This window comes from Streptomyces hokutonensis (assembly GCF_042751305.1).
Taxonomy (GTDB): Bacteria; Actinomycetota; Actinomycetes; order Streptomycetales; family Streptomycetaceae; genus Streptomyces; species Streptomyces hokutonensis_A.
Genome location: NZ_JBHYWD010000001.1, coordinates 399,065 through 417,335, shown reverse-complemented (window position 1 = coordinate 417,335; position 18,271 = coordinate 399,065). Strand labels below are relative to the sequence as shown.

General features: G+C 72.1%; 13 protein-coding genes. 6 read left to right on the top strand and 7 right to left on the bottom strand.

What is annotated here, in order from left to right; genetic code table 11:
• Nucleotides 1-61: 61 nt before the first annotated feature.
• Complete coding sequence (locus ACFXC1_RS01880) at nucleotides 62-1,501, bottom strand: FGGY family carbohydrate kinase (protein WP_381237388.1); 1,440 nt, start codon at nucleotides 1,499-1,501, stop codon at nucleotides 62-64.
• A gap of 375 nt (nucleotides 1,502-1,876) precedes the next feature.
• On the opposite strand from ACFXC1_RS01880, the gene ACFXC1_RS01875 reads away from it, so the two are divergent.
• Nucleotides 1,877-2,974 (top strand): mechanosensitive ion channel family protein, encoded by a 1,098-nt coding sequence (locus tag ACFXC1_RS01875; protein ID WP_381237386.1) that lies wholly within the window; start codon nucleotides 1,877-1,879, stop codon nucleotides 2,972-2,974.
• Between the two features lie 18 nt (nucleotides 2,975-2,992).
• Here ACFXC1_RS01875 and ACFXC1_RS01870 read toward each other — a convergent pair whose 3' ends face one another.
• Nucleotides 2,993-4,564 (bottom strand): M1 family metallopeptidase, encoded by a 1,572-nt coding sequence (locus ACFXC1_RS01870; protein WP_381237383.1) that lies wholly within the window; start codon nucleotides 4,562-4,564, stop codon nucleotides 2,993-2,995.
• A gap of 210 nt (nucleotides 4,565-4,774) precedes the next feature.
• On the opposite strand from ACFXC1_RS01870, the gene ACFXC1_RS01865 reads away from it, so the two are divergent.
• On the top strand, nucleotides 4,775-6,994 hold the full coding sequence (locus ACFXC1_RS01865; protein ID WP_381237381.1) for an NADP-dependent isocitrate dehydrogenase: 2,220 nt from the start codon (nucleotides 4,775-4,777) through the stop codon (nucleotides 6,992-6,994).
• Between the two features lie 88 nt (nucleotides 6,995-7,082).
• Here the strand turns inward: ACFXC1_RS01865 and ACFXC1_RS01860 are convergent, their stop codons facing one another.
• A complete protein-coding gene (locus tag ACFXC1_RS01860; protein ID WP_381237379.1) occupies nucleotides 7,083-7,424 on the bottom strand; it encodes a DUF5713 family protein in 342 nt (113 codons plus the stop codon).
• A gap of 83 nt (nucleotides 7,425-7,507) precedes the next feature.
• On the opposite strand from ACFXC1_RS01860, the gene ACFXC1_RS01855 reads away from it, so the two are divergent.
• Both ACFXC1_RS01855 and ACFXC1_RS01850 read left to right on the top strand, forming a co-directional pair.
• On the top strand, nucleotides 7,508-8,320 hold the full coding sequence (locus ACFXC1_RS01855) for an N-formylglutamate amidohydrolase (protein ID WP_381237376.1): 813 nt from the start codon (nucleotides 7,508-7,510) through the stop codon (nucleotides 8,318-8,320).
• A gap of 57 nt (nucleotides 8,321-8,377) precedes the next feature.
• Nucleotides 8,378-9,604, top strand: a complete 1,227-nt coding sequence (locus ACFXC1_RS01850; RefSeq protein WP_381237374.1) for a cytochrome P450 — start codon at nucleotides 8,378-8,380, stop codon at nucleotides 9,602-9,604.
• 54 nt (nucleotides 9,605-9,658) lie between these two features.
• On the opposite strand, the gene ACFXC1_RS01845 is transcribed toward ACFXC1_RS01850, so the two are convergent.
• The 3 genes from ACFXC1_RS01845 to ACFXC1_RS01835 are packed head-to-tail and all read right to left on the bottom strand — an operon-like array spanning nucleotide 9,659 to nucleotide 12,278.
• The gene (locus tag ACFXC1_RS01845; protein WP_381239389.1) at nucleotides 9,659-10,201 is read right to left on the bottom strand and encodes a hypothetical protein; all 543 of its coding nucleotides are present in this window, start codon (nucleotides 10,199-10,201) and stop codon (nucleotides 9,659-9,661) included.
• 5 nt (nucleotides 10,202-10,206) lie between these two features.
• Nucleotides 10,207-10,845 carry an RNA polymerase sigma factor gene (locus ACFXC1_RS01840; protein ID WP_381237372.1) on the bottom strand — a complete coding sequence of 213 codons (639 nt, stop codon included), beginning with the start codon at nucleotides 10,843-10,845 and terminating at the stop codon, nucleotides 10,207-10,209.
• A complete protein-coding gene (locus ACFXC1_RS01835; protein ID WP_381237369.1) occupies nucleotides 10,842-12,278 on the bottom strand; it encodes a S8/S53 family peptidase in 1,437 nt (478 codons plus the stop codon). Before ACFXC1_RS01835 ends, ACFXC1_RS01840 begins: the two co-directional genes overlap by 4 nt.
• 109 nt (nucleotides 12,279-12,387) lie before the next feature.
• Between ACFXC1_RS01835 and ACFXC1_RS01830 the strand changes: the two genes are divergently transcribed.
• Entirely contained in the window at nucleotides 12,388-14,991 is a 2,604-nt protein-coding gene (locus ACFXC1_RS01830; protein ID WP_381237366.1) for a CHAT domain-containing protein, read from the top strand.
• 24 nt (nucleotides 14,992-15,015) lie between these two features.
• Here ACFXC1_RS01830 and ACFXC1_RS01825 read toward each other — a convergent pair whose 3' ends face one another.
• A complete protein-coding gene (locus tag ACFXC1_RS01825; RefSeq protein WP_381237364.1) occupies nucleotides 15,016-16,893 on the bottom strand; it encodes a LuxR family transcriptional regulator AbsR2 in 1,878 nt (625 codons plus the stop codon).
• Between the two features lie 97 nt (nucleotides 16,894-16,990).
• On the opposite strand from ACFXC1_RS01825, the gene absR1 reads away from it, so the two are divergent.
• Complete coding sequence (gene absR1, locus ACFXC1_RS01820) at nucleotides 16,991-18,088, top strand: beta-glucuronidase AbsR1 (RefSeq protein WP_381237361.1); 1,098 nt, start codon at nucleotides 16,991-16,993, stop codon at nucleotides 18,086-18,088.
• Nucleotides 18,089-18,271: the final 183 nt, after the last annotated feature.

Sequence of the window (18,271 nt, the reverse complement as noted above, 5' to 3'; positions counted from 1 at the left end):
GGCGAGTCGGACCACCTGCTGTGGGAACTCCACGACGGCCGGGGGCCGTTGGCCGTGACGGTCATCCGGGGGTCCGGTCGAGCAGGGTGGTGACCTCGGACCGGAAGGCGGCGAGGCGTTCGGCCGCCTGGTCGGGGCCGATACGGGGTTCGTAGACGGCGGAGGGCTTTCCGTCCGGCAGCGCGTCGGCGAGCGACAGTCCGGGTTCGGCGCCGAGTCGGGCCAGCGCGCCCACGCCGAGGGCGGTGGCGTCGGGCAGCACGCACACCTCGACGGGGCATTGCAGCAGGTCGGCCTGGATCTGCATGAGCAGGGCGGAGCGGGCGAGGCCACCGTCGACACGCAGCACGTCGAGGGGGATGCCGAGGTCGGTGGTGGCGGCTGCGGCGAGTTCGGCGACCTGTGCGGCGATGCCCTCGCACAGGGCGTGCACCAGGTGCCCGGCCGTGGTGTCGAGGCCGAGTCCGGTGAGGGAGCCGCGCAGGTCGCCGCGCAACCAGGGGGCGGCGAGTCCGGCGAGGGCGGGGACGAAGGTGACGCCGCCGTTGTCGGGGACGGTGCCGCCGACGCGGTCGAGGTCGGCGGGGCCGGTGATGACGCCGAGGTCGGTGAGCCAGCGCACGGCGGACGCGGCCGTGTACACCTGCCCGTCGAGGCAGTAACCGGTCCGCCCGTCCAGCCGCCAGGCCACACAGCTCACCAGGCCCGAGTCCCCGCGCCGGGGTGTGTCCCCGGTGTGGGCGAGCAGCAACGCCTCTGTCCCATAAGTGCACTTGGCGCCGCCGGGTGCGGTGATCCGCTGGGCGAGGAGTGCTGCCTGCCGGTCCACGACGAGTCCGGTGAGGGGGATCTCCGCGCCGAACGCGGTGGTCGTACCGATGGGTCGGTCGCAGTCGACGACTCCCGGGAGGCGTTCGTCCAGGAGTCCGTAGAGGTCGAGGGTGCGGGGCGACCAGGCGGCCTTGTCCAGGTCGAGGAGTTGGGTACGGCCGGCCGTCGCGGCGTCGGTGACATGGGTGCCGGTGAGACGGTGCACCAGCCAGGAGTCGCTGGTGGTGACCATGCCCTCGCGGGTGAGGTGGCGGCGGATCCAGGCCATCTTGGGCGCGGCGAAGCAGGGGTCGAGGGGCAGCCCGGTCAGCGCTCGTAACTCGTCGGCGTGTGCGGCGAGTTCGGCGCAGACGCTCTCGGCGCGGCGGTCCTGCCGCACGAGTGCGTCGGTCAGCGGCATACCGGTGTCGGGGTCCCAGGCGAGCACGGTCTCGCCCTGGTTGGCGAGGCCCAGCGCCGTCACGGGTTCGTCGGCCTCGGCGAGCGCGCGGCGCCCGGCGACGATCACCGACTCGTACAGTTCCTCGGGGTCGGCCTCGACCGGACCGCCCGGCGGCCGGCGGTTCCCCACCGAGACGAACCCGGTGCCGATCACGCCGCGTTCGGGACAGATCACCAGGGCCTTCGTACCGGATGTTCCCTGGTCGACGGCGAGTACCGGACCCGTCATACCACCCCTCCCGTAGATCAACGCCCGCCAGCCTGCCGCCGCTCCGCACACCACGTCAAGCATTTCTGATCTTCAGTCAACTCGCAGATATATCTGCAGAGTTGGGGAGGACGGAGAAGCGGGAAGTGCGCCTTTCCGCGCTCGACGGCGCAACGGGCACCGTCCGAAACCCATGCTCACAGCCCCGCACCGGGTACGAACTCCCCGTCCGGATACGGCAGGATGAGCGGTCGCGCCGGTGTGCGGGCCCGTCCCGGCCGGTGTGAGCGCAATACCGGCAATGCCCGCAATTCGAGCAGGTGGCAACGTGACGACACTTCACATCCGGCCGTCGGCGGCCCTCTCCGCCGCAGCTTCGTTCCCCGGAGGTGACCGATGAACCGCACGCCGACCCTGGACGACTTCATGCTGGCCGGAATCGCCCTGGCGTCCGGCCTGTTGGCGGCGTTTCTGCTGCGCATACTGCTGCGCTGGCTCGGCAAGCACGCCGACCGCACCCGGTGGAGCGGCGACGACGTGATCGTGGACGCGCTGCGGACCGTGGTGCCGTGGTCGGCGATCGCCGGTGGCGCGGCGGTCGCGGGGGCGGTGCTGCCGTTGACGCACACGGTCCAGCACCAGGTCAACCAGACCCTCCGGGTGCTGGTCATCCTCGCGGTGACGGTGTCGGCGGCCCGGGTGATCGCCGGTCTGGTCCGGGCGGTCACCAACTCCCGTTCCGGTGTCGCCGGTTCGGCCACGATCTTCGTCAACATCACCCGGATACTGGTCCTGGCCATCGGCTTCCTGGTGATGCTGCAGACGCTCGGCATCTCGATAGCGCCGATGCTCACCGCCCTCGGCGTCGGCGGTCTCGCCGTCGCGCTCGCGCTCCAGGACACCCTCGCCAACCTCTTCGCCGGCATCCACATCCTCGCCTCGAAAACGGTGCAGCCCGGCGACTACATCCGGCTGAGCAGCGGCGAGGAGGGATACGTCGAGGACATCAACTGGCGTCAGACCACGGTCAGAGCGCTCTCCAACAACCTCGTCGTGATACCGAACGGCCAGCTCGCCAAGACGAACATGACCAACTTCATGCGTCCCGAGCAGCAGTTGACGATCCTGGTCCAGGTGGGCGTCGGCTACGACAGCGACCTGGAGCATGTCGAGGAGGTGACCATGGAGGTCATCGCCGAGGTCATGACCGACATCACCGGCGCGATCCCGGAGCACGAACCGGCCATCCGCTTCCACACCTTCGGCGACTCCCGGATCGGCTTCACGGTGATCCTGGGCGTGGGCGAGTTCAGCGACCAGTTCCGCATCAAGCACGAGTTCATCAAGCGCCTGCACAAGCGGTATCGCGCGGAGGGCATCCGGATCCCGGCGCCGACGCGGACCGTGGCGTTGCAGCAGGGCGCGATCGCCATACCGCAGCAGCGGGTCCCGGAGGACGAGCCGGGCGAAGTCTCCTCCGCCCGGCTCGACTGACCTGCTCGGTCAACTCCCTCAGAGGGTCGCCGAGTTGTCGCGGTAGTGCCCGCCGGTCCGGCTGTGCGGGGCGGTGAGCGACGGCTTCACCGGCGTCACCGTCCAGTCCGGATGGCCGGGCATGCGCGGCGTCGTCGTACCGTAGAGCCAGTCCCGCAGGAAGCCGGACAGGTCCTGGCCGGAGACCGTCGACGCGACGGCGATGTAGTCCTCCGTCGTCGCGGCGGAGTCGCGGTACCGGGCGAGGAACGCGCGCTCCACGGCGTGGAAGGCGTCCTCGCCTATCAACTCCCGCAAGGCGTACAGGACCAGGACGCCGCCCAGGTAGCGCTGGCTGTCGAAGAGGTTCACCGCGTTCGGGGCGGCGACCGGGCCCGAGTCGTGGCGCCACTGGTCGCCGCGCGCGTAGGTGTCCTTCATACGGGCTTCCATCGTGGTCAGCCCGAGGGAGTCGGCCCAGCCGCGCTCGTAGCGGTAGAGCAGCCCGTAGAAGTCGGCGTGGCCCTCGTTGAGCCACAGGTCGGCCCAGGTGGCGGGGCTGACGCTGTTGCCGAACCAGGAGTGGACCAGCTCGTGCATCATGTGCGAGCCGATCTTGCTCTCCACCTGGAGCAGGAAGTTCGGCTTGTACAGGGTGAGGGTCTGGGTCTCAAGTCCCGTGAAATCAAAGGCGGTCGGGCTGTCGGAGTTGCAGGGCAGCAGTCCGTACGTCTCGAACGGGAACGCCCCGAGCCGCTGCTCCAGCCAGTCCACCAGGCCCGGCGTCAGCGCGAGCGCCGGTTCCAGGGCGGCGGCGCGGGCGGTGGGCACGATGTCCCGCAGCGGCAGTCCGTGCGGGCCGCTGCGCTCCTTGACGACGTAGTCGCCGACCGTGAGCTGCACCAGCTCGGTCGCCATCGGCGAGCGCGAGCGGTAGCTGAACGCGGTCCGGTCGCCGTCCAGCGGCTCGGTGCACACCAGTTGACCGTTCGCGACCCCGCGCAGCCCGTCCGGGACGGTGATCCGGAACGTGAAGTCGGCCTTGTCGCTGGGGTGGTCGTTGCAGGGGAAGACGGTGTGCGCCAGGTTCGGCTGGCCGCACACCGCGAAACCGTCGGGGGTGATGACCCAGCCGCCGGTGGGCGCGGCGGCGCGGCCCGGGTCGGCGGAGTAGTCCACGCGGACGGTGACCCTGGCCCTCTCCGGGAGAGTTCGGGCGGGCGTGATTCGCAGTTTCTCGCCGGCCTGCTCGAAGTCGGCGCTGCGGCCCTGGACGCGGACCGCGTGGATGTCGAGGCCGAGGGCGTCGAGGGAGAACCGGGTCAGGGCCTCGGTGGTGCGCAGTTCTATCGTGACCGTGCCGTCGACGAGCTTCGTCGTCGCGTCGTAGGCGAGGTCGAGGTCGTAGGAGCGGACGCGGTAGCCGTCGTTGCCGAGACCCGGGTACACCGGGTCGCCGAGGGTCTCGGCGCCCTCATCGCCGTATCCCCGTCCGGTCGTGGTGTCGGTGTTCCCCCGTCCGGCCGCGAAGGCCGGGGAACCCATGGTCAGTGCCGTGCCCGTACCTATCAGGGCGGCCAGCGGGGCCGTTACTCTGGTGCGATTTCTCATGATCCGCTTTCGCTCGGGCGGCCGGGTGGTCAGCTCCGGCCGTCGGTCAGTGAAGGTGATCCACCCCTTACTGACTGCCGGACCGGGCGGTCGGTTGCCCACGATCGGCGGACTGTTGTTCGCGCAGTGCGGACGGACCGCTGTCGAGTGGGATCCCATCACGAGATATCTTGATGTCGAGCAATGTTGCAGACGTGGAGCGGAGCACCGGTGACTGACTCGACCATCATCTATACGCACACTGACGAGGCCCCGGCCCTGGCGACGTATTCCTTCCTGCCGGTGGTCCAGGCGTACGCCTCGCAGGCGGGTGTCGCCGTGACCACGCGGGACATCTCGCTGGCCGGGCGCATCATCGCCGTGTTCCCGGAGTACCTCACCGAGGACCAGCGGATCCCGGACGCCCTGCACGAGCTGGGCGAACTGGCGAAGACGCCCGAGGCCAACATCATCAAGCTGCCGAACATCTCGGCGTCCATCCCGCAGCTCAAGGCCGCGGTGGCCGAGCTGCAGGAGCAGGGCTACGCGCTGCCGAACTACCCGGACGACCCGAAGACCGACGAGGAGCGGGACATCCAGTCCCGCTACGACAGGATCAAGGGCTCCGCGGTCAACCCGGTCCTGCGCGAGGGCAACTCCGACCGGCGCGCCCCCGCCTCGGTCAAGAAGTACGCGAAGACCCACCCGCACCGCATGGGTGCCTGGTCCTCGGACTCCAAGACCAATGTCGCCACCATGGGCGAGAACGACTTCCGCTCCACCGAGAAGTCCGCGACGATCGCCGAGGCCGGTGCGCTGCGCATCGAGCTGGTCGCCGAGGACGGCACCACCACCGTGCTGCGCGAGTCCGTACCCGTCCAGAAGGACGAGGTCGTCGACGCCTCCGTGCTGCACGTGGCCGAGCTGCGTGAGTTCCTCACCGCGCAGATCGCCCGCGCCAAGGCCGAGGGCATCCTCTTCTCGGTGCACCTCAAGGCCACGATGATGAAGGTCTCCGACCCGATCATCTTCGGCCACGTGGTCCGCGCCTTCTTCCCGAAGACCTTCGAGCAGTACGGCGCCACGCTCGCCGCCGCCGGTCTCTCCCCGAACGACGGTCTCGGCGGCATCCTCAAGGGCCTCGCCGCGCTGCCCGAGGGCGACGCGATCAAGGCCTCCTTCGACGCGGAGATCGCCGAGGGCCCCGCGCTCGCGATGGTCGACTCCGACAAGGGGATCACCAACCTGCACGTCCCGTCCGACGTCATCGTCGACGCCTCGATGCCGGCCATGATCCGCACCTCCGGCCACATGTGGGGCCCGGACGGCGCGGAGGCGGACACCCTCGCGGTGCTCCCGGACTCCTCCTACTCCGGCGTCTACCAGGCCGTCCTGGACGACTGCCGCGCCCACGGCGCCTACGACCCCTCGACCATGGGCTCGGTGCCCAACGTCGGTCTGATGGCGCAGAAGGCCGAGGAGTACGGCTCCCACGACAAGACCTTCGAGGTCCAGGCCGCCGGTACGGTCCGCCTCGTCGACCAGGCCGGCAACGTCGTCCTGGAGCAGCCGGTCGCCAAGGGTGACATCTTCCGCGCCTGCCAGACCAAGGACGCCCCGATCAAGGACTGGGTGAAGCTGGCCGTCACTCGGGCCCGCGCCACCGGGAACCCGGCGGTGTTCTGGCTGGACGAGACCCGCGCGCACGACGCCCAGCTGATCGCCAAGGTCAACGCGTACCTGCCGGAGCACGACACCGAGGGCCTGGACATCCGGATCCTCGCCCCGGTCGAGGCGACCAAGCTGTCGGTGGAGCGCATCCGCCGCGGCGAGGACACCATCTCGGTTACCGGCAACGTGCTGCGCGACTACCTGACAGACCTCTTCCCCATCCTGGAGCTGGGCACCAGCGCCAAGATGCTGTCGGTCGTCCCGCTGATGGCGGGCGGCGGCCTCTTCGAGACGGGCGCCGGCGGCTCCGCGCCGAAGCACGTGCAGCAGCTGGTCAAGGAGGACTACCTGCGCTGGGACTCGCTCGGTGAGTTCTTCGCGCTGGTCCCCTCCCTGGAGCAGTACGCGACGTTCACCGGCAACGCCCGCGCCAAGGTCCTCGCCGACACCCTCGACCGCGCCACGGCGACCTTCCTCAACGAGGACAAGTCCCCGACCCGTCGCGTCGGCGGCATCGACAACCGCGGCAGCCACTTCTACCTCTCCCTGTACTGGGCGCAGGAGCTGGCCGCGCAGACCGAGGACGCGGACCTCGCGAAGGCCTTCGCCTCTCTCGCCGAGACCCTCGCGGGCGCCGAGCAGACGATCATCGAGGAGCTCCTCGCGGTCCAGGGCCACCCGGCCGACATCGGCGGCTACTACCAGCCCGACCCGGCCAAGGCCGCGAAGGTCATGCGCCCGTCGACGACGTGGAACGAGGCGCTGGCTTCCCTGAGCTGACGCAAGCTCTCCGTGTCACTCCGCCCCGGCCGGGTTCCTCCTGGCCGGGGCGGCTGCGTCCCCACGCGACAGCGCGACAGCCCGCCGGTCACCAGTCCCGTACGGCGATCAGCTCCTCCACGTCCGCGTCCGCGAAGCCGTACGCCTTGGCCACGAACCAGAAGTCCCCGGCTATCTCCTCGCGCGCCACGGTCTCGATCTCGCTGCCGGCCGCCTCGAAGTCGTCCTGCAGGGCGTTGAACTCCTCGGTGGCGACCTCGGTCAGGGCGTACAGCGCGGACAGGTCGGCGGGCCGCCCGGTCTCGATGCGCTCGCACAGCCGCAGCAGGATCGCCTTGCCGAGGTCCACCACGGGGTCGGGGTAGTAGTCGTCCCGGTACAGCGCGCGCAGGAAGGCGTGCTCGGTGATCTGCTGGTTGCTGACGGGCATGGTGGTGCTCCCCCGGTTCGTGATCGTCGATGCGACTACCTTGATCCTGCACCACGCCACTGACAACGCCCCGGGAGCCGCCCGTGTCCCTCTCCGTGCCGTCCTCCGCGCCGTCCTTCGAGCTGCTGCCCGGCGCCGCCGACTCGCCCGTGATCCTTCATGTCCCGCATTCCGCGCGGGAGATACCGGACGACGTCCGCGCGGACATCGTGCTGGACGACCGGGCGCTGGCACGCGAGCTGGACCACATCACGGACAGCCACACCGCCCGGATCGCGGAAGAGGCGGCACGCGCGTGTGCCCTCGCCCCCTGGCGGTTCGTGAACCGGCTGTCCCGGCTGGTCGTCGATCCGGAGCGGTTCCCGGACGAGCGGGAGGAGATGCTCGCCGTGGGCATGGGCGCGGTCTACACCCGCACCACGCACCGCGCCGAGCTGCGGCCCGCCGAGCACGACCCCGAGCCGCTGATCGACCGCTACTTCCGCCCGTACGCCCGTGCCATGACGGAGGCCGTGGCCGACCGGCTGGCCGCGACCGGCCGGGCCGTCGTCGTCGACCTGCACTCCTACCCCACCGCCCCGCTCCCCTACGAACTGCACGGCACCGGTCCCCGGCCGCCCGTCTGCCTGGGCACGGACGCCTTCCACACGCCGCCCGCGCTGCCGGCGGCGGCGCGCGAGGCGTTCGCGGGGTGCGGGGAGATCGGCGTCGACAGCCCGTTCATCGGGACCTACGTCCCGCTCGAGTTCTACGGCAAGGAGCCGGCCGTAGGAGCGCTGATGGTGGAGCTGCGCCGGGACACGTACATGACGGAGCCCGGGGGGCCGCCCGACGGAATCTCGGTCGCGCGGCTCGCCGCGGCGCTGGCGGCGTTCGTCGCCGCCGTGTCGGGCTGACCACCGGCTGGAGCACTCCCGCAGGACAGGCGGGCGGGGGCGTACGAGGGTGGACGCATGACCGAGGAGACCACCACGCTGACCAGCCAGGCCCCGCAGCCACCCGTGCGGGACTGGCCCCCGATCGACCTGACCGGGACCGACTTCGACCCGGTGCTCGCGGAGCTGATGCGCGAGGGCCCGCTGAACCGGATCCGGCTGCCGCACGGTGAGGGCTGGGCGTGGCTGGCCACCCGCTACGACGACGTGAAGATGATCACCAACGATCCGCGATTCGGCCGCGCGGAGGTGACGACCCGTCAAGTGACGCGCATGGCCCCGCACTTCAAGCCGCGCCCCGGGTCACTGGCGTTCGCCGACCAGCCGGACCACAACCGGCTGCGCAAGCCGGTCGCGGGCGCGTTCACGGTCGGCGCGATGAAGCGGCTGCGGCCCCGGGCGCAGGCGCTGCTCGACGCGCTGGTGGACGGAGTCGTGGCGGACGGGCCGCCGGCGGATCTGATCGAGCGGGTCCTGGAGCCCTTCCCGCTCGCGGTGGTCAGCGAGGTCATGGGGGTGCCCGAGGAGAACCGGGAGCAGGTGCACGCCTGGACCCGGCAGATCATCTCCACCTCCGGTGGCGCCGAGGCCGCCGACCGGGCCAAGAACGGCATGTACGCGTGGATCACCGAGACCATCCGCGCCCGCGCAGACAGCGACGGCACCGATGTGTACTCGCTGCTGGGCACCGCCGTGGCCCGGGGCGACATCAGCGAGCAGGAGGCGGTGGGCCTCGCGGGTCCGCTGCAGATCGGCGGGGAGGCGGTCACCCACAACTGCGGCCAGATGCTGTACCTGATGCTCACCCGCCCCGAGCTGCTGGAGCGCCTGCGGGCTCAACCGGAGTGCCGGGAGGCCGCGTTGGACGAACTCCTCCGCTACATTCCGCACCGCTCCTCCGTCGGGCTGGCCCGGATCGCCCTGGAGGACGTCGAGTTGCACGGCCACCGCATCAGCGCGGGCGACCCGGTCTACGTCTCCTATCTCGCCGCCAACCGCGACCCGGCCGTCTTCCCTGACCCGGACCGCATCGACGTCGACCGCGATCCCAACCCGCATCTGGCCCTCGGCAACGGCCCGCACTACTGCACCGGTGCCGTGCTGGCCCGGCTGCAGACCGAACTCCTCGTCGACACCCTGCTGGACCGGTTGCCCGGCCTCCAACTGGCCGTCCCCGCGGAGGAGATCGTCTGGCGCCGGAAGACTATGATCCGGGGTCCGCAGACACTGCCGGTGACCTGGTAGCTCGTTGGTGCGCGAGGAAGGGGTGTCCCGCTCTCCTTCCTCGCGCACCGGCGCTCACGCCCGCAGCCACTCCGTGACGACGACCTCACGGCCGGTCCGCAGCCGCAGCGCGAAGGGACCCGCCGGAGGTACGTCGCTGGTGAAACGGCCCATGGAGTCGGCCGTGAGGGTGGTGGGGCGCAGGGCCTGCAAGCCGTTCAGGACCTCGATGCCGGCCGGCTGGGGCGGCATCACCTGACCCATCAGGCCCTCGCTGGTCACCTCGACGTCGACGCTGAGCTCGCCCGCCGTGAAGGTCAGCATGCGGGGTACGTCCAGGGCTCCCCTGACCGGGATGGCGTCGACCAGGGAGTCGAAGGTCAGTTCCGCGAGCCGGGCGTCCATGTCGTACAACGCGTAGGCGTCCATGGCGACTTGGCGCAGTTCGGCGGGGACCGGGTCCAGGATGGCGGCCGCCTGGCGCAGCTCCTCCTCCAGGAGGGCGTCGTCGAACTCCGAGCCGTCGCCGTCCTGTTCGCCCTGCTGGTCGTCGAACTCCTCGTCGTCGAAGGGGTTCTGGCCGAAGGCGTCGAACCCTCCGGGACCGTCGCCGTACATGCCGTTCACAGCGCCTCCCCGGCGTCGAGTCGGGCCCGCAGGCGGCGCAGACAGCGCTGGCGCATGGGTCCGATACTGCCCACGGCGATGCCCAGACCGGCGGACACCTCCTGATAACTGGGTGGCGGCGAGGCCATCAGGACGCGTAGCAACTGCCTGCACCGCTCGCCCAGTTCGGCGAACTCCTGCCACAGCCTGCGGATGCGCTCGGCCTCGGAGGCCGCCTCCTCGGAGTCGAGGACCGACTGCTCGGGGGTGCGCTCCTCGCTGACGCGGTCGAGGAGTTGAGGGTCGTCCGTGGGCATGAGCCGCCGCAGTCCCTTGATCACCTTCAGGCACTCGTTGCGCGCGGTGCTCGCCAGCCAGGAGCCCGCCTTGTCGGGTTCCCGGATCCGGCCCAGGTGCTGGGCGAAGCGGAACCACACGGTCTGGTACACCTCGCCGCCGTCGGCGTCGGAGAGCCGATGGGCGCGCACCACCGACCAGACCAGTGGGCTGAGCCCTTCCACGAGCGCCTTCCAGGCCGCCGCGTCGCCGTCGACCGCCGACCGGACGAGCGCGCCGACTTCTGCACGTTCCACGGTGCCACCCCTCGTGTACGGCATGTCATCGTACGCCGTGGAGGGGATGGTTCCGGCCCTCATGCGGGAGCGGAGAGCGGCACGACGGGGACCGGGCGCCAGGTGGGCGGGCGCAGCGCCGGTACATGCGCCCCGCGTACTTCGGCGTACTCGGTGTTGGCCGCGAGGAGTTGGGTGCGGGCGGCGCGCGCGTCGCTCTCCTTGTTCGCGGTCATGTGGGCGGCGACCAGGCCGGCGGCGACGGGGGTGGCGAACGAGGTCCCGCTCCAGTGCGCGAACCCCTCGAACATCACCTGGTCGGGCTTGCCGGCCGAGTTGTCGCCCTGCTGGCTCAACACCCCGGTGTGGGAGGGGTATTGGCAGGTGCAGGAGTAGGTGAAGCCGAACCGGCAGGCGTCGTAGGTGCTGTGCTGGTAGGTGTACGGCGTGGGTGCGTCGAAGCCGGTGAGGGGGCCGACGAGCCGCTCGCCGGGGGCGTAGGCCTTGACCCAGGCGCCGTGGTTGCTGAAGCAGGCGCCGTACTCGCCGTCGCCGCGCAGGGCGCCGACCGAGAGGACGACGTCCCGGTAGTCGGGCAGGTCGGCGTAGGCGGCGGGCCAGAAGGGGGTGGCGCTGGCGTTGTTGCCGGCCGCCGCGACGAGCAGGGTGCGCTGTCCGCGCAGGGCCTGCATGAAGCCCTCGACGCCGAGGAGTCCGTCAGTGCGGCCGTTGCTGGTGCCGGCGGAAAGGCTGATGACGTCGGGCCACCCGTTCTGGTCGACGGCGGCGAACAGCGCCTCGCCGAAGTCGGATTCGAGGATGGCGCCCGCGTCGTTGAGGGTGTTGCGGACGGTCACCTCGGTGTTGGGCGAGACGGCCGCGACGAGCCCGGCGATGAACGTGCCGTGTCCTACGTACTGTTGGAGCACTCCCGCTGCGTCGGTCTCCTTGATCTGCGGGTCGCCCTGGACGTGGGCCAGCAGCGGATAGGACCGGTAGTCGTGCATGAGTCCGGTGTCGATGACGAGGACCTCGACGGCGGTGTCCGGGTCGTAACCGGCTTCCGCGGGCGCGGGGTTGGCGCCCTGGGCGAGCGGGGCGGGCACGGGTTCGTCGCCGGGACAGGCGTTCACGGCGATCGACACGACGTGGTTGCGGCTGACCAGTCGGCGGCCTGCCCGTCCCTCGGGTTCGCGCAGGGCGCGCAGCGCGTTGGCTACGGCACGGTCGCCGCGCCGGTCGCCGTGGCCGGGGTCGCCGACCTGGATGCGGGTGATCCCGGACCGGTTGGTCTCGGGGCCCGCCCTGCGGACGGAGTCGGCGGTGAGGCCGGTGGCCTCGGTGAAGTGGGTGCGTACGGTGTCCTCGACGAGGCGGGCCTCCTCGCCGTCGCGGGCGAGCACGACACCCTTCTCGTAGAAGAACTCGGCGGAGTCGTCAGGCCCCATCGCGAGGGGGATGTCGGGCATCGAGCGCTGGATCTGGTCGAACTGCTCGTGGAATCGCTGTGGTGCCATGGCGTGTCCTCCCACTGGGGCGGCGGTCGTCAATCAGAGCCCGCGGGCCGTTACTTGATACAGCGCCAAACACGTGTGGTGTGCACCGGGGGCCACTACCATCCGAGGAGTGACAGCGGAAGGCGACCCGGTTCTCGAACTGCTGCCGATGGTGTTCGCGGCTCCGAGCGAGGCGCTGGCCGGTGCGCGGGAGGTTCTCGACGGCGATCCGACGCCGTTCCAGGCCTCCGTGGCCCACCATGTGATCGGTATCTGGCAGCGGGACTTCGGCGATCTCCGGCTCGCTCTCAAGCACTTGCGGCGCGCCCGGGACCTGGCGGCGCGCGCGGAGTCGGCGGACCGGGAGGCGGACGTTCTCGGCACGCTCGGCGTGGCCCTGGTGCACGCGGGCCGCACCCGGCAGGGCCTGGCGGCCTTCGAGCGGGGCATCGCCCGCGGCAGCAGAAAGTCCAGGGCGCGCGTCCTGTTCCTGCGGGCCTACGCCTGGTGGGTGCTGGGCCGGCACAAGGAGGCGCTGGACGACGTACGGCGGGCGATCCCCGTGCTGCGGCAGACGGAGGACGTGATCTGGACGGCGCGGGCGCTGACCCTGCGCGCGACCGTGCATCTGGCGCTCGGCGCGGTGGACCGGGCGGACGCCGACTTCACGGCGGCCGAGCGGCTGTGGGAGACCACCGGCCAGGAACACGACAAGGCCGACGCGGTGGAGAGCCGGGGCCTGGCCGCGTTCCGCTCGGGCGACATCCCGGTGGCGCTCCGGCTCCTCGACGAGGCCGAGGAAATGTACGCCAAGCTGACCACCCCCACCTTCATGCTCACCATCCGCCGCTGCGAGGTGCTGCTCAGCGCGGGCCTGGCCGCGGAGGCGCTGGCCCAGGCGGACACGGCGATCGGGCTGCTGGACGGCATCGGCGGGCAGTCCACCCGCAAGGCGGAACTGCTGCTCGTGGCCGCCCGGGCGGCGCGGCTCGCGGACGATCCGCCCACGGCGATCGCGCGCGCGGCCGTGGCGGTACGGCTGTTCGCCGCGCAGCGCCGCACCTGGTGGCAGACGCATGCCCAACTGGTGCTGATCGAGGCGAGGTTGGCGGCCGGGCGGGCCTCGGGCAGGCTGGTAGCGGACGCCGCCGCGGTGGCCGGCCGGCTGGCCGCGTTCGGCTCCCCGTCGGCGCCGGAGGCCGCGCTGCTCGCGGGTCGGATCGCGCTGGCGCTGGGCTGGACGGCGGACGCGGAACGGCACTTGGCGGTGGCCGCCCGCAGCAGACGCGCCGGTCCGCCGCTGGCCCGGATGACCGGCTGGGCGGCGCAGGCGCTGCGCGCCGAGGCCGCCGGTTCGGGACGCGGAGTGCTGGAGGCCTGCCGACGCGGGCTCGACGTCCTGGACGACCACCGTACGACCCTGGGCGCCTCGGAGTTGCGGGCCCGGGCGACCGCGCAGGGCGCGGAGCTGGCGGCGCTCGCGCAGCGGGCGAGCCTCGACTCCGGTGGTCCGCGACGGCTGTTGGCGTGGAGCGAGCGCTGGCGGGCGACCGCGCTGTCCACCCCGCCCGCCCGGCCGCCCGCCGACCCGGCCCTGCTGAGCGGTCTGACGGCGTTCCGCGAGATCGCCGCCCGCGCGGAGGAGGCCCGCATGGAGGGCCACCCGGTGCCGGCCCTGGAACGCGAACAGCGGCGCCTGGAACGGGAGATCCGCTCCCGCACCCTCCACATGCGCGGCGATGCCCCCGGCGAGGGCGAGCGCTTCGACCCGACTCGGCTGCTGGCACGGCTCGGTGAGGGGCGGCTGGTGGAACTCGCCGTCGTGGACGGCCGGGTGCACGCCCTGCTGTGCGGCCAGGGACGGGTCCGACGGTTCGAGGCGGGCCTGCTCGCCGAGGCGATGGCCGAGGCGGAACACGTACAGGCCGGGCTGCGGCGCCTCGCGCACCCCGGGGCGGAGGCCAGGCTGCCGGTGGTGGAGGCGGCGGGCCGGCGTCTGGAGGAACTACTGCTGGGTGAGGCGGCCGGGCACCTGGGCTCCGGGCCGGTGGTGGTGGTCCCGCCGGGCCGACTCCACCGTGTTCCCTGGGCGTTGCTGCCCTCGCTGCGCGAGCGGGTGCTCAGTGTGTCGCCGTCGGCGGGCAGTTGGCTGCGCGCCCTGGACACCCGGCCGCCGCCCGGCGGACGGCATGTCCTGGTGCGCGGGCCCGGCCTCGCGACCGACGGCGCCGAGGTCCCGGACCTGGCCGACCGCTACGGCAGGCCCACGGTCCTGGAGCACGAGGACGCCGAAGTCCCCCGGGTGCTGGCCGAGTTGGACGGCGCGACCCTGGCCCATATCGCCGCGCACGGCACGTTCCGCGCGGACAGCCCGCTGTTCTCGGCCCTTCGCATGGCCGACGGCCCGCTCATCGTCCACGACTTCGAACGTCTCGCCCGCAGCCCGTACCGGATCATCCTCTCCAGTTGCGACACGGCCCGCCTCGCCCCGGTGGGCGCGGACGAACTCCTGGGCCTGGTAACGGCGTTGCTCCCGCTGGGCACGGCGGGCGTGGTGGCGAGCAGCGCGCCCGTCAGCGACGCCGCGGTGGTCCCGCTGATGCTCGCCCTGCACAAGGGCCTCAGCGCGGGCCTCTCCCTGGCGGAGGCCCTGCGCGACGCCCGGGCCGCGCTGCCGGGGGACGCGATGCACCAGGCGACGGGCTGGGCGTTCACGGCGTTCGGAGCGGCGTGAACGCCCAACCCGTTGGGCCACCTGTCAGGCCGACTGCGTCGTCGGCAGTTCCACCAGCCACGGCAACGCGCCGCGGTCGCTCGCGCCGAGGCGGGCGTAGGCGCTGTAGAGGTGGTTGCCGACGGTGCGGATCGAGAGGGTGAGGCGCTCGGCGATCTGCCGGTTGCTGAGGCCCGCGGCGGCGAGCGTGACGATCTGCCGCTGGCGGGCGGTGAGTTCACCGAGCACCAGACCGGAAAGGGCCGGGGTGCGCGCGCCCTGGCAGCGGCGGGCCAGCGTGACCGCACGGGTGCGGGACATGCGGGCTGCGCGCGGGTCGCGGTGCGCCCGTACGGCCTGTGCGTGGGCCTCGGCCGCGAACAGCAGGAACCCGCGCTGCTCCAGCTCCCCCGCCACCCGGTCCAGCGCGGGCCCGTCGCCGTCGACCAGCGCCTCGGCATGCCGGGCGAGCACGGCCGGTCCGTCGCCGGGCAGCCGGGCCAGCCGGCCGACGACCCGCTCGGGAGCACCGAGTCGCACGGCGTCGTAAAGGGCGTACGCGGCGGGCCTGCCGTCCTCGGCGGTGCCCTCCCGCCGGTCCGGCGTCAGCGCCTCGGCCACCGTCTCGCGGGCCCTCTCCACATCACCCCGGGCCGCCTCCAGCCAGCCGCTCGCGGGGCGGTCGGCGAGAGTCTCGCCGGTGTCCGGCACGTCGCCCGACTGGGCGGCGGCCAGGGCGAGTTCGGCCCCGCAGGCACGGTCGGCCGGAGTCTCCCGCAGTCCCTCCCGCGCCCAGGCCGCGGCCTCGCGCAGTTCGCCGCGCAGCCTCGCGAACCGGGCGCGTACGGCCGCGTACCCGGCCGGTACCGGTGCGCCCTCGGCCACCAGCCACTCCCCCACCGGCGTCGGAAACGGCCGTACGTCGGTCCGGTCGATGCGGTCGGTGAGCGCGGCCCGTTCGGCCGCGAGGGCCGGGACGCACTGGTCGGGGGTGCGGGCCAGGCGGCGGGCCCGGAGCCGGCCGGCGGCGGCGCGCAGGGCGGGGCCGTGCAGGGGGTGAGTGAGGTGGACGGCGCCCCGGTCGTCGACGTGGATCAGGTCCTCGGCCTCCAGGCGTTCGAGGATGTCGAGGTCGAAGTCGTCCAGGGAGGACGCCAACGGCTCGGCGAAGGCCAGGCGTTCGAGGCTCTCGCGCTCGTCGAGGCTGCCGCGGGCGAGGACCTGCGCGGTGCGTTCGCGGACCGTCGCGGTGACCGGCACCGGGCCGCGCCAGGCCCACTCGTCGGTGTCCGTGGCCCGCGTGAGCAGCCCGCGCTCGCGCACCGCGCCGAACAGGTCGCGCAGCAGGCGCAGGTCGCCCTGGCAGAGGTGGTGGAGGCGCTTCACGGTGAGGGGTTCCAGCGGGCCGCCCGCGCCCGCCGCCAGCAACTGGGCGATCTCCTCGCGAGCCAGCGGTTCCAGCGCGAGGCGCGGCAGCAGTTCGCCCGTCCAGAGGCGGGAGACCGCGCCGGGTACCGGGTTGCCGTCGGCCACCACGACGATCAGGCGGGTCCGGCCGTGGACGGCGAGCTGGTGGACGAGGGCGGCCGAGGAGTCGTCGAGGAGGTGGGCGTCGTCGATGAGCAACAGGCGTGTACCGGACAGGAGTTGGACCGCTCGGTGCAGGGAGACGCTCTCGGGCAGCAGGTGGGCGAACGCGGCGAAGGGCAGCGCGCGGGTCTCGGGCGTCCCGGTGATCCGGGCGCAGTCGCCGCCCCGGACGGCTTCGGTGACCAGCCGGGTCTTGCCCCGGCCGGCCGGGCCGGTGACCACGATGCCGTGCCGTCCTGCCGTCAACGACCTGCGGATCAGTTCGAGTTCGTCCTCCCGGCCGGTGAACGGCCAGGGCAGTTCAAGGGTCTTCGCGTCCTGTTCGAAAGTCATCACGCAGATATGAGCCGGGCTACTCATGCCTGATACAGGGTGACTTGAGTAGCCCTCGACTCAGGCGCCCGGGTACGGTCGACGGCACTCTGGTCGCATGACCGCTCGCTACTGCTCCCTCACGCAGCAGCCGGCCCCGGAGTTCGGACCGGGACTGGCCGCGGAGCGGCGCGGTGCCCTCATCGGCGGCAGCCGGATGTGGGTCAACGGCACGGTCCTGCACTACTACTTCTTCGACGTCGACAACTCCGCCGCCGCCGACACCTCCGTCATCCCGGTGCCCGGGACCGGCGAGCTGCGGCGGGTGCCGTGGGCCGGCGCCAAGGAGCAGCAGGACGTCGTACGCGAGTGCTTCCGTGAGTGGCGGGGGCTCGGCATCGGAGTCGACTTCGCCGAGGTGACCGACCGTTCGGAGGCCGAGCTGCGCATCGGGTTCCAGGCCGGCGACGGCTCCTGGTCGGCGGTGGGACGCGACGCGCTCACGGTCGGTCTGGGCGACCGCACCATGAACTTCGGCTGGGATCTGACCGCGCCCGGACAGCGGGGCACGGCGCTGCACGAGATCGGGCACGCGCTGGGCATGCTGCACGAGCACCAGAGCCCGTTCGCCGGGATCCACTGGGACGACGAGGCCGTGTACGCCGAGCTGGCGGGCCCGCCGAACTTCTGGAGCCGGGACAAGACCCTGTTCAACATCCTGCGCAAACTGGACCCCGCCGAAGTCAACGGCTCCGTCTGGGACCCGCAGTCGATCATGGAGTACCCGTTCGCGTCGGGCCTGGTCCTGGAGCCGGAGGAGTACCGCACGGGTCTGCGCCCGCACGGCGGACTCTCGTCCTCGGACAAGGAGTTCGTGCTCCGCTGGTACCCGCCCGCCGGCCCGCCCAGGCCGGCCGAGCTGGTGCCGTTCCGCTCGGCGCCGCTGCGGCTGGGACCGGGCGAGCAGGCCGACTTCACGATCGAGCCGACCCAGACGCGCGAGTACGCCGTCGGCACCTTCGGGGACAGCGACACGGTCGTCGTGGTCTTCGAGGAACGGGACGGCGAACCGCGCTTCCTCGCCGGTCAGGACGACGGGGGCACCCCGCACAACGCAACACTCAAGGTCAGGCTCGTCAAGAGCCGCCGCTACTTCGTCCGTGTGCGCCTGTACTCCACCTGGGGGTCGGGGGACACCGCGGTGATGTGCTGGTAACAGCACGTGTACAGCCGCACGCGGACGGACGGACCACGGTCCGGCGCCGGGGGAAGCGGGGGGGGGGGCGGCGGGGGGGGGGGGGGGGGTGTTGGTCTGCGCCGACCCCCCCCCCCCGCGCGCCCCACCCACCCCGGGCGGGGGGGGTCGGGGGGGCCAGCGCAAACAGACACCAGAGACAGG